Origin of the sequence: Gordonia alkanivorans (assembly GCF_004011905.1) — a bacterium.
In the GTDB taxonomy this organism is placed as follows: Bacteria; Actinomycetota; Actinomycetes; order Mycobacteriales; family Mycobacteriaceae; genus Gordonia; species Gordonia alkanivorans.
Genome location: NZ_CP027114.1, coordinates 2,453,785 through 2,469,022, shown reverse-complemented (window position 1 = coordinate 2,469,022; position 15,238 = coordinate 2,453,785). Strand labels below are relative to the sequence as shown.

The 15,238-nt window shown below is 66.5% G+C and carries 13 protein-coding genes; 4 read left to right on the top strand and 9 right to left on the bottom strand.

Going from position 1 to position 15,238, the window contains the following annotated elements; translation table 11 throughout:
• Window positions 1-16 precede the first annotated feature (16 nt).
• From C5O27_RS11095 to ctaD, 3 genes are read right to left on the bottom strand one after another with little or no spacing between them, the layout of a single operon-like run.
• On the bottom strand, window positions 17-823 hold the full coding sequence (locus tag C5O27_RS11095; protein ID WP_127962719.1) for an aminoacyl-tRNA hydrolase: 807 nt from the start codon (window positions 821-823) through the stop codon (window positions 17-19).
• Between the two features lies 1 nt (window position 824).
• Window positions 825-2,066 carry a phosphoserine phosphatase SerB gene (gene serB / locus C5O27_RS11090; protein ID WP_075863831.1) on the bottom strand — a complete coding sequence of 414 codons (1,242 nt, stop codon included), beginning with the start codon at window positions 2,064-2,066 and terminating at the stop codon, window positions 825-827.
• Between the two features lie 3 nt (window positions 2,067-2,069).
• Complete coding sequence (gene ctaD, locus C5O27_RS11085) at window positions 2,070-3,854, bottom strand: aa3-type cytochrome oxidase subunit I (RefSeq protein WP_127962718.1); 1,785 nt, start codon at window positions 3,852-3,854, stop codon at window positions 2,070-2,072.
• Window positions 3,855-4,192: 338 nt separating this feature from the next.
• On the opposite strand from ctaD, the gene C5O27_RS11080 reads away from it, so the two are divergent.
• Together C5O27_RS11080 and C5O27_RS11075 are read left to right on the top strand one after the other, a co-directional pair.
• Complete coding sequence (locus C5O27_RS11080; RefSeq protein ID WP_006359430.1) at window positions 4,193-5,170, top strand: ABC transporter substrate-binding protein; 978 nt, start codon at window positions 4,193-4,195, stop codon at window positions 5,168-5,170.
• A gap of 78 nt (window positions 5,171-5,248) precedes the next feature.
• On the top strand, window positions 5,249-5,737 hold the full coding sequence (locus C5O27_RS11075; RefSeq protein ID WP_006359431.1) for a beta-class carbonic anhydrase: 489 nt from the start codon (window positions 5,249-5,251) through the stop codon (window positions 5,735-5,737).
• Between the two features lie 81 nt (window positions 5,738-5,818).
• On the opposite strand, the gene C5O27_RS22740 is transcribed toward C5O27_RS11075, so the two are convergent.
• Entirely contained in the window at window positions 5,819-5,977 is a 159-nt protein-coding gene (locus tag C5O27_RS22740) for a hypothetical protein (protein WP_006359432.1), read from the bottom strand.
• A 241-nt stretch (window positions 5,978-6,218) separates the two neighbouring features.
• Between C5O27_RS22740 and C5O27_RS11070 the strand changes: the two genes are divergently transcribed.
• Entirely contained in the window at window positions 6,219-9,113 is a 2,895-nt protein-coding gene (locus tag C5O27_RS11070) for a DEAD/DEAH box helicase (RefSeq protein ID WP_244216630.1), read from the top strand.
• On the top strand, window positions 9,110-9,919 hold the full coding sequence (locus tag C5O27_RS11065; protein WP_127962716.1) for an SWIM zinc finger family protein: 810 nt from the start codon (window positions 9,110-9,112) through the stop codon (window positions 9,917-9,919). The genes C5O27_RS11070 and C5O27_RS11065 overlap by 4 nt, the downstream gene beginning before the upstream one ends.
• 47 nt (window positions 9,920-9,966) lie before the next feature.
• Here the strand turns inward: C5O27_RS11065 and nrdF are convergent, their stop codons facing one another.
• The 5 genes from nrdF to C5O27_RS11040 form a co-directional block, all read right to left on the bottom strand.
• On the bottom strand, window positions 9,967-10,971 hold the full coding sequence (nrdF, locus tag C5O27_RS11060; protein WP_006359435.1) for a class 1b ribonucleoside-diphosphate reductase subunit beta: 1,005 nt from the start codon (window positions 10,969-10,971) through the stop codon (window positions 9,967-9,969).
• Between the two features lie 68 nt (window positions 10,972-11,039).
• The gene (gene nrdE, locus C5O27_RS11055; RefSeq protein ID WP_006359436.1) at window positions 11,040-13,235 is read right to left on the bottom strand and encodes a class 1b ribonucleoside-diphosphate reductase subunit alpha; all 2,196 of its coding nucleotides are present in this window, start codon (window positions 13,233-13,235) and stop codon (window positions 11,040-11,042) included.
• 99 nt (window positions 13,236-13,334) lie between these two features.
• Window positions 13,335-13,799: a class Ib ribonucleoside-diphosphate reductase assembly flavoprotein NrdI gene (gene nrdI / locus C5O27_RS11050; RefSeq protein ID WP_127962715.1), complete on the bottom strand. Its 465-nt coding sequence runs from the start codon at window positions 13,797-13,799 to the stop codon at window positions 13,335-13,337.
• A 226-nt stretch (window positions 13,800-14,025) separates the two neighbouring features.
• Window positions 14,026-14,262: a redoxin NrdH gene (locus tag C5O27_RS11045; protein ID WP_005198719.1), complete on the bottom strand. Its 237-nt coding sequence runs from the start codon at window positions 14,260-14,262 to the stop codon at window positions 14,026-14,028.
• Between the two features lie 414 nt (window positions 14,263-14,676).
• Window positions 14,677-15,234: an NAD(P)H-dependent oxidoreductase gene (locus tag C5O27_RS11040; protein WP_127962714.1), complete on the bottom strand. Its 558-nt coding sequence runs from the start codon at window positions 15,232-15,234 to the stop codon at window positions 14,677-14,679.
• Between the last annotated feature and the right edge of the window lie 4 nt (window positions 15,235-15,238).

Genomic DNA, 15,238 nt, shown 5'->3' with positions numbered 1-15,238 from the left:
CTCCCCTGTCTCGTGATCAGTTCCCGACGACTTCGGCGATGACGGTGACCGAACCGGGCGCGATCTCGGTGAACCCGGCATCACGGACCGCGACCGCGGTGCCGGACGCATCGGCCTCGAGCAGGTCACGCCATCGTTCGGGCGTGGCCTCACGCACCGCCAGCGGACAGTCGTCGAGCCGCCACCGGATCGCCTCGTCGGCGTCGAGAAGTTTGGCGGCGAGCATCGATGCGTGACCGACCTGCGCGGCGAGCTTGCCGACGGTCATGTCGAGCCCGGGATTCGTCCACAGCACCACGCCGTGATCCGGCCTCTCGGTGGGGGGTTCGCCGTCGACCTCGGTGCCGCCGATCTGCAGCTTCTTGACCCGCCGGTCGAGATCGCCGACGCGGCCGGGCACGAACGCGCGCGCCTCGGCGCCACCCTCGGTCGCGGTCACGCCCCACACCTCTTGCGCCGCAGCCCATTGCGCGCCACGGGCTCGACGAGCGATCTTACGAATGCGGGCCTGGCACCAGTCGTCCATCGCCGCCGCCCACGGACCGTCACCGGCTGCGCGGTCGTCGAGACACAGCAGCGCGACGGCCCGTGCCGCCGCGGTCAACAGGTCGGTGCGATCCGGCGGATCGGACTTCTCGACGCGCAGCACCATCGCCATCGCCAGGACGTCGGCCGGATCCTCAGGATCCTCACCGCCCCCGACGTATCCGACGAGGCGTCGATGGTTCGCCACGACCGCATCGGGGGTGACCGGCGGCCGCGTCACGGCGTCACGGGTGACGGGCAAGCCCGTCACGTCGGCGTTGTCTGTCGTGTCCGACACGTCAGCCGAGCGGAACCCGCCGGTACACGCCGTCGGCGGCGTCCGCGGCCTCGATCTCGTCGCGCGACACCCCGAGGATGAACAGCACGGCGTCGAGGAACGGGTGGTTGAGCGTGGCGTCGGCGACCTCCCGCAACGCGGGCTTCGCATTGAACGCGATGCCGAGTCCGGCGACGCTGAGCATGTCGATGTCGTTGGCACCGTCGCCGACGGCGATCGTCTGCTCCATCGGCACCCCGACCTGGTCGGCGAAGGAACGCAGCGCACGGGCCTTGCCGGTCCGGTCGACGACCTCGCCGATCACGCGTCCGGTCAGTTTGCCGTCGACGATCTCGAGAGTGTTGGCGCGCACGAAGTCGAGTTCGAGTTCGTGGGCCAGACCGTCGATGACCTGACGGAAACCACCCGACACCAGGCCGCAGTGGAACCCGAGCCGATGCAGCGTGCGGATCGTGGTGCGGGCGCCCGGCGTGAGCTGCAGCGACTTCGCGACGTCGTCGATGACCCCGGCGTCGAGCCCGGCGAGGGCCGCCACGCGCTGGTGCAGTGACTGTTCGAAGTCGAGCTCACCGCGCATGGCGGCTTCGGTGACCGCCGCGACCTCGGCTTCACGGCCGGCTTTCGCGGCGAGCATCTCGATGACCTCACCCTGGATCAGGGTGGAGTCGACGTCGAAGACGATGAGGCGCTTGGCGCGCCGGGCCAGACCACCGCGTTCGACTGCGATGTCGACCGAATGCTTGGCGGCGACTTCGGCGAGCCCCTTCCGCAGGGCGGCGTCGGCGGCGACCCCGCCGCGGCCGGCCACGCTGACCATCAGTTCGAGGCCGGTGAGCGGATAGTCGGCGATACCGCGGATCGAGTCGATGTTTCCGCCTTGACCGGCGAGTTTCGCGGCGACCGCGCTGAAGGCGGTGGCCGTGACCGGACTGCCCAGGATCACGACGGCATGAGACGAGGTCGAACGGCTACCCGAATCGACACCGATCTCCACCCGCACGTCGAAGCCGATGGAGGCCATCGCCTGCTCGACGATCTCCTGCAGCGTCTCGGGATCTCCGTTCGCGGAGACGAGCACGCCGAGCGTCAGCTGACCGCGGATGACCACCTGCTCGACGTCGAGCAGTGCAACGGCCTGACCGGCCAGGGCACCCATGAGAACAGAGGTGACACCTGGCCGGTCGGGACCGGTGACAGTGAAGAGAACGGTCGTACCGGTAGTGCCTGTTGAGTCGTTGCCCACCGGTCAGCGCGGATCGGGATCAGGCGATCCCTCGTGCGATCCCACGGTGAACGGCTCGCGACGAGCCTCTTCCATCTGGCGATCCTTGCCCGCGTCGTGACCCGGGCCGACATGAGCCTCGGCACGCATCCGCTCGATCATGTGCGGGTAGTGCAGCTCGAAGGCCGGACGCTCCGAACGGATGCGGGGCAGCTCGGTGAAGTTGTGGCGCGGCGGCGGCGACGAGGTCGCCCACTCCAGGGAGTTGCCGAAGCCCCACGGATCGTCGACGGTCACGACCTCGCCGTAGCGGTAGCTGCGGAAGACGTTCCACAAGAACGGCAGGGTCGACAGGCCGAGGATGAACGCACCAATGGTCGAGATGGTGTTCAGCGTGGTGAAGCCGTCCGACGGCAGGTAGTCGGCGTAGCGACGCGGCATGCCCTCGTTGCCCAGCCAGTGCTGCACCAGGAACGTCATGTGGAAGCCGATGAACGTCAGCCAGAAGTGGATCTTGCCGAGGCGCTCGTCGAGCATGCGTCCGGTCATCTTCGGGAACCAGAAGTAGATGCCGGCGTAGGTGGCGAACACGATGGTGCCGAAGAGCACGTAGTGGAAGTGCGCGACCACGAAGTAGCTGTCGGACAGGTGGAAGTCCAGCGGCGGGCTCGCGAGCAGGACGCCGGTCAGACCACCGAAGAGGAAGGTCACGATGAAGCCGACGGAGAACAGCATCGGCGTCTCGAACGTGATGTGACCTCGCCACATCGTTCCGATCCAGTTGAAGAACTTCACGCCGGTCGGAACCGCGATCAGGAACGTCATGAAGGAGAAGAACGGCAGCAGCACGGCGCCGGTGACGTACATGTGGTGCGCCCACACCGCGACCGACAGGGCGGCGATGGCCAGGGTCGCGTAGATCAGGCCCGAGTATCCGAAGATCGGCTTACGCGAGAAGACCGGGAAGACCTCCGAGACGATGCCGAAGAACGGCAGCGCGATGACGTACACCTCGGGGTGTCCGAAGAACCAGAACAGGTGCTGCCACAGGATGACACCGCCGTTGGCCGGGTCGTAGATGTGGGCGCCGAACTGGCGGTCGACCTCGAGGCCCATCAGGGCAGCGGTCAGCAGCGGGAAGATCAGCAGGATGAGCACGCTGGTCACCAGGATGTTCCAGGTGAAGATCGGCATGCGGAACATCGTCATACCGGGTGCACGGAGGCAGACCACGGTGGTGACCATGTTGACCGCGCCGAGGATGGTGCCCAGACCGGACACACCCAGACCCATGATCCACAGGTCGGCACCGAGGCCGGGGCTGTGTACGGCGTCGGTCAGCGGCGTGTACGCCGTCCAACCGAAGTCGGCGGCACCGCCCGGGGTGATGAAGCCGGCGATGGCGATGGTCGAACCGAAGACGAACAGCCAGAAGCCGAGTGCGTTCAGTCGCGGGAAGGCGACGTCGGGCGAACCGATCTGCAGCGGCAACACGAAGTTGGCGAAGCCGATGACGATCGGGGTCGCGTACATCAGCAGCATCACGGTGCCGTGCATCGTGAAGAGCTGGTTGAACTGCTCTGTCGACAGGAACTGCATGCCCGGAGCCGCGAGCTCACCACGCATCAGCAGGGCCATCAGGCCGCCGATGAGGAAGAACGCGAAACATGCAGTGATGTACATCATGCCGATCAGCTTGTGATCGGTCGTCGTCAACAGCTTGTAGATGAACGAACCCTTGGGCTGATAGCGCTCCGGGAATGGTCGCACTGGAGCCACTTGCGTGGTGGGTTGGTCTACCGCGGTCACAGATCCTCCTCTTGCGCGAGCTCGACGTCGAACCCCTTCGAACGTCGGTCGGCACATGAACACAAACCGAGCGCTGAGTACTGATCCTAAACCCTTCCCGACGCCCGGGCCGAACGGGTCCTACGATCTGTCGTATTCGACGCCCGACGCACCACATCGGCCGTGCTCAAACCCCTTTCCTCCTTCGACGCGCCGGGTGGTCTGGCGACCCCGCTCGGTGTCTGCGGCCGACGGTCTGGCGGCCCCGTGGAAGCCTACGCTCGACGCCCCGGCGCCGGTGCTAGGTTGGGCGGGTGCAGAGCAGGGGTAACGGGGTCACGGATGTACGTGTTCGTCGTATGCGGGGACGCCGGCCGGTCTGGGCAGCGGTCCTCGGCGTGGTCGTCGTCGCGGCGTCGGCAGCGTGTTCCGGCGACGAGCCGCTGACCACTCCCGACGGCTCCACCATCTCGACCACTGTCACCCGCGTCGCGGAGGTCAACATCGTCTCCGCCGACCGTGACTTCTCGAAGACCTGCCTCGCGCCCACCCCGGCCGACGACGCCGCCACCGATCCCACCCGCATCGTCGTGACCGATCCGGCGCTCCTGGACGCCCTGTGTGCACTCGGCATCGGCGACAAGGTGACGGCCGTGACCGCTGCCCCTGGTTCGGTGCCCGCCTATCTCGGACCCCGACTGTCGTCGGTGCCGGCGATCGGGACCGCGCCCGACGCCGCAGCTGTGTCGCAGGCCGACGCCGACCTCGTCCTCCTCACTCCCGAGACCGCCGCGTCGTCGAAGCCCTTCGGCTCGGTGCGTTCGGCCACGATCCCCGCCGGCGACTGGCAGGAGCAGTTCCAGGCCGTCGCCGACGCCGTCGGCCGCAGCGAAGCCGGGCGGCAGCGTCTGGCCGAGTTCACGACCGAAGCCGCCAAGACCGGCAGGCGCATGGACGCCTCACATACGCAGGTGTCGCTGGTCCGGTTCGGCGAGGACTCGGAGACCATCGCCGGCATGGACACCTTCGCCGGCCAGGTCCTCGGTGAGATCGGCGTCCAGCGGCCCGGTCCGCAACGGGTCCCCGATTCCTTCCCCGTCACCTCCGAGAACTTCCGTGAGGCCGAAGGCGACCTCATCTATGTGAGCTTTGAAGGTGAGAAGGGCCAGGAGCACGGCGAAGAGGTCCTGCTCAGCGACGAGTGGCTGGGTCTGGGTGCCTCGATGTGGAAGCGCGTGCTCGCCGTCGACGACGCCGTCTGGTACGACTCCTCCGGCCTCGCTGCCGCCTGGCTGGTCCTCAACGACGTCAAGGGTTCGCTCGACGGCAACTCCTGAGCGGCCCCCGCGTCCACCGTTTGGATCAGGCCAGGTCAAACCCTCGCCCTGGACTCTCTGACGCATCACTGTTTGCGCATGACTGTCACCGATCAGTACCTGGCCAACAACGCGGAGTACGCCAAGACCTTCAACGGTCCCCTGCCGCTGCCGCCGAGCAAGCACATCGCCATCGTCGCGTGCATGGACGCCCGCCTCGACGTCTACCGCGTCCTCGGCATCAACGAGGGCGAGGCCCACGTGATCCGCAACGCCGGCGGCGTCGTCACCGCCGACGAGATCCGCTCCCTCGCCATCAGCCAGCGGCTGCTCGGCACCACCGAGATCGTCCTGATCCACCACACCGACTGCGGGATGCTCACCTTCACCGACGACGATTTCAAGCGCGACATCCAGACCGAGATCGGGCAGAAGCCGGAGTGGGCCGCCGAGGCGTTCAGCGACGTCGACGACGACGTGCGGCAGTCGCTCAACCGCATCAAGAACAGTCCGTTCATCACCAAGACCAGCTCGCTGCGCGGGTTCGTGTTCGACGTCGCGACCGGCCTCCTCCGCGAGGTCTCCTGACTCATCTGACTCCAGACAGAACCGACCGGGTACGCGCGGTGCGGCGTACCCGGTCGGTTTCGTCTCGTCGGTCGCTTCTCGTCAGTCCGCGGTGTGGTCCGAGCGCTTCACCGCGTCGGGAGCGTTCTCCCGGGTCGCCATGCCGCCCTCACGTCCGTGGTCCTTGGGGCCGGGCGGGTCCTTGCGAACCTCGGCAGTGCCCTCGTCGTGTTCGGCCTGCTGGTCCTTCGACTGTCCCATCGGTGCCTCCTCGCACTCTCGTGCCGCGTTGAGCCTGCGGAATCGATCTTCTCCCTTACCCTCGTCGGACGATGTGGAAACCGGCAGTGTCGGGGGCCGTCGTTAGACTGGCGGGCGATCCTCGATGCCATCAGAACCGCAGCTCAGTGGGCCGACTCCGCCGGACTCCGCCCCCTCGCCCTCAACCCACCGGCCCCGTTCCGTCGCGCCGCTCCACGTCCTGTGGCGGCCCGGTGTGGGGATGGCCGTGTGGATCGACGGCGAACCGGCAGACCTGCCCGAGCCGCTGCGCGACGCCCTGTCGGGCCGCCGGTTCCGCAGCGAGATCCCGATCGTCGGCGAGGGCAATCGCCGACGGTTCGTCCGGGCGGCGACGCTCGGCCTGACGTCGGCGGTGTCCCTGCTCGACGCGTCTCGGTCGGCGACGGTCACCGGCGATGTCCGGTGGTATCGCTACCTGCTCGACGGCGTACGTTCATTCGTCGCCGCCGGCTCGGTGGCGCCGTCGGCCGAGCAGGTCGCGGGCGAATGGCTGCTCCGCTGGGTCGTCATTCCGACGCCGACGTGGCGCAGCTGGCATGCCGTCGTCCTCGGCAGTGCGCCGGATGCGTTGCTGCACAACGGCTCCCACGCCTCGCTCGACGACTTTCTCGCCGAGCTCGTCGATTACGAATGCCGCACGACGATCGCTCGTTCGATCCCCCGGCTCGGCGAACCGCGTCCGGCGTCGCCCGTCGTCCGCGCGCTGCTGCCCGGCACCGACGTCGGCCCGCCCTGCTCCCCCGAGCGTCTGGCGGCCGCTGTGGGGAGCTGGTCCCGGTGGAATGCCGGCGTGCCACGAGACGACCAGTCACTGATCTTCCGTCTCCACGAACCCGAGTACGACGACCTGACCGAGAGCCATTGGAACGACGCGTGGGACGACGACACCTTCGACCTGCCCACGCGTGACGAGGTCGCCGACGCCTCGCGCTGGCGACTCGAGGTCTGCCGGCGCAGCATCGACGGTCAGATCGAGCCGGTGGCACCCCACCGCCTCGACGCTCATGAACTCGACGAGCTGACCACAGCGCTGGCCACCGCGGTACGCGAGTTCCCCGAACTCGACCGGGCCGACCCGGACCGCGGCTCCCTCGACTTCCTGCTCCCCACCGACGTCGCCGCCGAACTGTTCGCTACCGGCGCCGCGGCACTGGGCGCGGCCGGGATTCCGGTGCTGCTCCCCCGCACCATCGCCGAGGTCCGGCCGAGTCTCACGCTGCGTGCCCTGCCACCACCCGGCGGCGGGGCGCCCGCAGCCATGGTCGGTCTCCGCGAGATCCGTGAGTTCGAATGGAGACTGGCACTGGGTGATTCATCCGACGCCATCACCCTCACCGACGCCGATCTCGACGAATTGTCCGGCCAGAAGGGCGATCTGGTCCGGGTGCGTGGCGTGTGGGTCCGCGCCGAGGGTTCGGCACTGACGCGCGCCGCCGCCTTCGTAGCGACGCAACGTGCTCTCGCCGCAACCCAGCCGCCCGCGGACTTCGGCGAACTGTTCGGTCTCGTGACCGGCGAGTCGGACAAGCTCCCGGTCCCCGTCGCCCGGGTCGAAGGACTCTCGTGGCTCGACGACGTCGCCGAAGGCGGCGCCATCCGACCCGAACCGGTCACACCCCCAACCGATCTGGAAGCCGTGCTGCGGCCGTACCAACAACGAGGGCTGGACTGGCTGGCACACCTGTCGAACCTCGGCGTCGGAGGCGTACTCGCCGACGACATGGGCTTGGGCAAGACCCTCCAGGTGATCGCACTCGAGTGCCACGAGCGCAGCGTCATCGCCGACGACGCCGACCGGCCCGGACCGACGCTCGTCGTCTGCCCGATGTCGCTGGTCGGCAACTGGTCTCGCGAGATAGCGCGGTTCGCACCCGGACTGCGTGTGGCCATCCATCACGGCCCGTCGCGAGCCGCCGGCGCGGTCTTCACCACGATCCGCGATTCCGTCGACATCGTCGTCACAACCTTCGCGATCGCCGGCCGCGACCTCGAACTGCTCTCCCGACATCCCTGGCACCGCGTCGTCGTCGACGAGGCCCAGCACCTCAAGAACGTCAACACCATTGCCTCCAAGGCGATCCGGAACATTCCCGCCGATCGCCGTCTCGCGCTGACCGGCACCCCGGTGGAGAATCGCCTCGAGGACCTGCGCGCGGTGATCGACCTGGTGAACCCCGGACTGTTGGGGTCGGCGTCGGTGTTCCGCGCGCGCTATGCCGAACCCATCGAACGCGACCGCGACCCCGGAGCCCTACGGCGACTGTCCGCGATCACACGGCCGTTCATCCTGCGCCGCGAGAAAACCGACCCGGCCATCGCCGCCGATCTGCCGGAGAAGGCGGACTTCACGGTGCGCGCCAACCTCACCGTCGAACAGGCCGCGCTCTACCGCGCGGTCATCGACGAACTCATGGCAGCGCTGCGCGACAAACAGCAGCGCGCGCTGCGTCGTCGCAACGTGCTGGCCGCACTCACGCGGCTCAAGCAGGTGTGCAACCACCCGGCGCACTACCTCGCCGACGGCACCGACCTCATCCGCGACGGCGAACATCGTTCCGGCAAGGTCGAATTGCTCGCCGACATCGTCTCCACCGTCGCCGACGAGGGCGACCGCGCACTCGTCTTCACCCAGTTCGCGACGTTCGGCGAGATGCTGTCGGGATGGCTCGCCGAACAGTTCGGCACCGCGATCCCGCTGCTGCACGGCGGACTCGGCCGCACGGAACGCGACCGCATGGTCGCCGGCTTCCAATCCGACGACGGTCCCCCGGTCATGCTGGCGACCCTCAAGGCCGGCGGCACCGGCCTCAACCTGACCGCGGCCAACCACGTCATCCACGTCGACCGGTGGTGGAACCCCGCCGTCGAGGATCAGGCGACCGACCGCGCGTACCGCATCGGCCAGAACCAGAAGGTGTCGGTGCACCGGTTCGTCTGCGTGGGCACCATCGAGGAACGGATCGACGACATGATCGCCAAGAAGCGCGAACTGTCCCGGCTCACCGTCGCCGCCGGCGAGAACTGGGTGTCCGACCTCGCCGACGACGAACTCTTCGAACTGTTCCGGCTCCGCGACGAGGCGGTGAGCGAATGACCGTCCGCAAGAAGGGCACCCAGCGCAAGGGCGAGCGAGGCACCATCGCCGTCCGCGGATACGGTCTCACGCCGTGGTCGCGGGCGTTCGTCGACGTGGTCGAGGGCCGCGGCGCCGACGGTGAGGCGGCCGCCGACAGCCGACACATCACCAAGGCACGCAGGTACTTCCGTGACCGGCATGTGCGCGGTCTGCGGATCGGTGCGGGCCAGGTGACGGCGTCGGTGGAGGGCACGCAACTGGAACCGTTCGACGTCATCATCACCACCCGCACGGTCGACACACCGACGCTGGCCGGGTTACTCCGCGACCGCGGCGGCGTCGCGGAACTCATGCGGCTCACGCGTGGAGAGCAACCGCCGATCCTCGGTGAGCTGCTCGTGCCCACCGAATCGGCGGACATCGCCACCGACTGCACCTGCCCCGACGACGCTCCGCGGTGCGTCCACGCGCTGGTGACGAGCTATGAGATCGCCGCCGAGATCGACCGGTCTCCGCTGACACTGCTGACGGTGATGGGTACCGATCTCCGTGACCTGCTCGCCGAAATCGACTCGCGGCCCGCACAATCCCCCGCCGCCGACGACGACTCGTCGTCGGGCTCGCTGCGGCCCGACGACTTCTACGGCACCTCGTCGCCGTTGCCGCCGCTCCCGTCGGTCCCACGGATGAACCCGCTCACCGCGCTCGACAGTTCGGATCTCCGCGCCGCGCTGCGGGCGACAGGTGTGGCGCCGGCCGACATCGCCGAGACCATCGACGAACTCGGCGATCTCTACGACCGCCTGACCGCCACAGACTTATAGCCCGAACCCGCGCTGGGCGCGGCTTCGGGCTATAAAACGGTGCGGGACTAGAAGTCCCAGTCCTCGTCTTCGGTGTTGACGGCCTTGCCGATGACGTACGAGCTGCCCGACCCCGAGAAGAAGTCGTGGTTCTCGTCGGCGTTCGGCGACAGGGCAGACAGGATCGCCGGGTTCACGTCGGTCTCGTCCTTCGGGAACATCGCCTCGTAGCCGAGGTTCATCAGCGCCTTGTTGGCGTTGTAGCGCAGGAACTTCTTGACGTCCTCGGTGAGCCCGACCTCGTCGTAGAGCGTCTCGGTGTAGTCGCTCTCGTTGTCGTACAGCTCGAACAGCAACTCGAAGGTGTAGTCCTTGAGTTCCTGGCGACGTTCCGGCGTCTGCGTCTCGAGGCCGCGCTGGTACTTGTAGCCGATGTAGTAACCGTGGACGGCCTCGTCGCGGATGATGAGGCGGATCAGGTCGGCGGTGTTGGTGAGCTTGGCGCGGCTCGACCAGTACATCGGCAGGTAGAAGCCCGAGTAGAACAGGAACGACTCGAGCAGCGTCGAGGCGACCTTGCGCTTGAGCGGATCCTCGCCGCGGTAGTAGTCCATGACGATGCGGGCCTTGCGTTGCAGCTGCTCGTTCTCCTCCGACCAGCGGAAGGCCTCGTCGATCTCCTTGGTGGAGCACAGGGTCGAGAAGATCGAGCTGTAGGACTTGGCGTGCACTGACTCCATGAACGCGATGTTGGTGAGCACCGCCTCCTCGTGCGGAGTGGTGGCATCCGGGATCAGCGACACCGCGCCGACGGTGCCCTGAATGGTGTCGAGGAGCGTCAGGCCGGTGAAGACCCGCATGGTGAGCTGCTTCTCGTATTCGGTCAGCGTGCCCCACGACGGGATGTCGTTGGACACCGGCACCTTCTCCGGCAGCCAGAAGTTGCCGGTGAGGCGATCCCACACCTCGGCGTCCTTCTCGTCGGGGACGCGGTTCCAGTTGATCGCCGAGACCCGGCTGACCAGCTTGATGGGTGCGCCGTCGGCGGGGCTGTGGCTTTCGGTGGAGGTCATGTGACGGTTCCTCGTCTAACTGGTCGAGTGGGGGCCAAAGCTACTGAAAGGCATTGTGTGGCAAAGGATCACAACATGCACGAAACGCAACCCTCCACCTCGGTCCCCTCGAGCGCGATCTGGCGCAGACGGATGTAGTACAGCGTCTTGATGCCCTTGCGCCATGCGTAGATCTGCGCCTTGTTGACGTCGCGCGTGGTGGCGGTGTCCTTGAAGAACAGCGTCAGGCTCAGGCCCTGGTCGACGTGCTGGGTCGCCGCGGCGTAGGTGTCGATGATCTTCTCGTACCCGATCTCGTACGCATCCTGGTAGTACTCCAGGTTGTCGTTCGTCATGTACGGCGCCGGGTAGTAGACGCGACCGATCTTGCCTTCCTTGCGGATCTCGATCTTCGCCGCGACCGGGTGGATCGAGCTGGTCGAGTGGTTGATGTAGCTGATCGAACCGGTCGGCGGGACGGCCTGCAGGTTCTGGTTGTAGATGCCGTCGCGCTGCACGGCTTCCTTCAGCTCACGCCAGTCGTCCTGGGTCGGGATGTGAATCCCGGCCTGCCCGAAGATGTCCCGGACCTTCTGGGTCTCCGGCTCCCACACCTTGGCGGTGTACTTGTCGAAGAATTCACCCGACGCGTATTTCGACTTCTCGAAACCGGTGAACGCCCGACCGCGCTCGCGGGCGATGCGGTTCGACGCGCGGAGTGCGTGGAAGAGCACCGTGTAGAAGTAGATGTTCGTGAAGTCGATGCCCTCGTCGCTGCCGTAGAAGATCCGCTCGCGGGCCAGGTAGCCGTGGAGGTTCATCTGGCCGAGGCCGATGGCGTGAGAGTTGTTGTTGCCGTGCTCGATCGACGGCACCGAGGTGATCGAGGTCTGGTCGCTCACCGCGGTGAGTCCGCGGATGGCGGTCTCGATGGTCTGGCCGATGTCGGGTGAGTCCATCGTCTTGGCGATGTTCAACGACCCGAGGTTGCACGAGATGTCCTTGCCCACCTGGGAGTAGGACAGGTCGTCGTTGAAGGTCGACGCCGTCGAGACCTGCAGGATCTCCGAGCACAGGTTGGAGTGGGTGATCTTGCCGTCGATCGGGTTCGACCGGTTCACCGTGTCCTCGAACATGATGTACGGGTAGCCCGACTCGAACTGCAGCTCGGCGAGGGTCTGGAAGAACTCGCGCGCCTTGATCTTGGTCTTGCGGATACGACGATCCTCGACCATCTCGTGGTAGCGGTCGGTGACGTTGATGTCGGCGAACGGCACGCCGTAGACGCGTTCGACGTCGTACGGGCTGAACAGGTACATGTCGTCGTTGTTCTTGGCCAGCTGGAACGTGATGTCCGGGATGACCACGCCGAGCGACAGCGTCTTGATGCGGATCTTCTCGTCCGCGTTCTCGCGCTTGGTGTCGAGGAAGCGGTAGATGTCGGGGTGGTGGGCGTGCAGGTACACCGCGCCCGCGCCCTGACGCGCACCGAGCTGGTTGGCGTACGAGAAGGAGTCCTCGAGCAGCTTCATGATCGGGATGACGCCCGAGCTCTGGTTCTCGATCTTCTTGATCGGCGCGCCGTGCTCGCGAATGTTGGAGAGCAGCAACGCAACTCCGCCGCCGCGCTTCGACAGCTGCAGCGCCGAGTTGATCGAGCGGCCGATCGACTCCATGTTGTCCTCGATGCGGAGCAGGAAGCACGAGACGGGCTCGCCGCGCTGCTTCTTGCCCGAGTTGAGGAAGGTCGGGGTTGCGGGCTGGAAGCGGCCGGAGATGATCTCGTCGACCAGGTTGCGGGCCAGGGCGGTGTCGCCGTCGGCCAGCGTCAACGCCACCATGCAGACGCGGTCCTCGAAGCGCTCGAGGTAGCGCTTGCCGTCGAAGGTCTTGAGCGTGTAGCTCGTGTAGTACTTGAACGCGCCGAGGAACGTCGGGAAGCGGAACTTCTTGTCGTAGGCGTGCTTGAACAGGCCCTTCACGAATTCGCGATCGTACTTGTCGAGGACCTCGGGCTCGTAGTAGTTCTCCTCGACGAGGTAGTCGAGCTTTTCGTCGAGGTCGTGGAAGAACACGGTGTTCTGGTTGACGTGCTGCAGGAAGTACTGGCGCGCGGCCTCGCGATCCTTGTCGAACTGGATCTTGCCGTCGGCGTCGTACAGGTTGAGCATCGCGTTGAGCGCATGGAAGTCGAGCTCGCCGGGTTCATGACCCGACGGGCCGGCATGCACGCCCGACTTGCTTGCTGAAGAGGTGTCCGAGACGGCGGCGGCGGTGGGCGACACGACAGATGACTCCTGCGGATAGTGGGGGCTTACCAAGTGCCTCATGGGCAGCGTATGGGCGGGGTGTGACAGTCCGGTGGTGACGCGCTCGGCGGGGCGTCAGGCTGGTGTGGCGTGCAGCGACACACCGGTTGCGAACGCCGGGCTCTGGGCGAAGTCGGCCAGTCCCGCGCGGACGCGGTCGACGTCGTCGGTGGTGCCCATCAGTTCGAATCGGTACAGGTAGGGCACGCGACATTTACGCGAGATGATGTCGCCGGCGTAGCAGAACTCCTCACCGAAGTTCGTGTTTCCCGCCGCGATCACCCCCCTGATCAGGGATCGGTTGTGTTCGTCGTTGAGAAAGCGGATGACCTGCTTGGGGACGAAGCCGCCGGGTTGACCCGTCGCCTTGCCTCCCCCGTAGGTCGGGCAGATCAGCACGTAGGGCTCGTCGACACCGAATTCGCCGACTGCGCCGGTCAGCGGGATGCGCACAGAACGCATGTCCAGCTTCTCGACGAACCGGTGGGTGTTCTCGGAGACCGAGGAGAAGTAGACGATCAACGGCGAGGTGGCCGACATGTCTCCCTCCAACCCTGGTGACGGTGACCGATTGTGATGGCGTTTGTTCGTTGCGCCCGATGTCGGGACGCCTGCTGGTTCCAACGCCGGAACCGTCGTGACCATTTCCCGCATCCGGGCCGATGGCCACACTCATCTCTGCTGTCACATCCCGACGCGGCGGATCCGGCTTCCCCTTCGGATCACACCCGCGGCGGGGTCGATGGTGACGGCAGACGGCGGGAGATCAGGCAGCAGCGGTGGCGAGCGCCTTGATGCGGTCGGGGCGGAAGCCCGACCAGTGCTCGTCGCCGGCGACGACGACCGGGGCCTGCAGGTAACCCAGCGCCATCACGTAGTCGCGGGCTTCCGGGTCCTGGCTGATGTCGACGATCTCGTAGGACAGACCCTGCTTGTCCAGGGCCTTGTAGGTGGCGTTGCACTGGACACATGCCGGCTTCGTGTAGACGGTGATGGAAGACATCGAGTGGTTCTCCTCGGGTCGTTGGAATCGCCAGTGACGTGCAGTTTCCCAGTGTGAAGATGGTGATCTGGGTCACCGGCTTCCTGGCGTTTCCGGAGGAGTACATCCGCTTCCTCTTGTCCGCCTGACTGGTAGGGCAAACACTACACCTAGTGGCTGACATTTCTGGTCACCACAAGGGGTTGTGAATAACATTGGTGGAAGACATGCAGGTCGGACGGGTGCAGGATCATAAATTCCGGCGTGTCACGGTCGCGTCCGGCGTGTCGCTCACAGGTTGTCCAACGGTCCTCCACAACATGTGCACCGCCAGTCCACAAGGCCCGGGTCGCCACCCCTCTTCCTGTGCACCCGGACAGACGACGCCGCGCCGGGCATGTACCCGGCGCGGCGTCGAGGAAAACGGAAGACAGATCAGGCGCTGACGGCGACCTCGTCGACGATGCGGGAGACCGAGGCGACGACCTTCTCCACGATCGCGGGATCGGTCAGGCCGCCCTCGGGGAGCGCGGGGATCTGCAGACCGAGGTCGGCGTCCTCGATCGCGCGGCCGCCGGCGATGCCGACCGACTTACGGGTGTCCTCGCGGGTCCACTGGCCGCCGTACTGGCCGAGCGCGGCGGACAGGACGGCGACGGGCTTGCCGTTGAGGGCCCCGTTGCCGTACGGGCGCGAGAGCCAGTCGATGGCGTTCTTCAACGCGGCGGGGATGGTGCCGTTGTACTCGGGGGTGGCGATGAGCACGCCGTCCGCCTTGGCGACGGCCTCACGCAGGGCGATCACACCGGCGTCGAGGGCGCCCTCGACATCGACGTCTTCGCTGTAGAACGGCAGCGAACCGAGATGGTCGACGACGGTGATGTGAACTCCGGCGGGAGCGTTGTCGGCAGCGACCTGGGCCAGCTGCCGGTTGATGGATGCAGCACGAAGGCTTCCGACGAGCGCTACCAGTTCGACGACTCGATCCGACATGTCA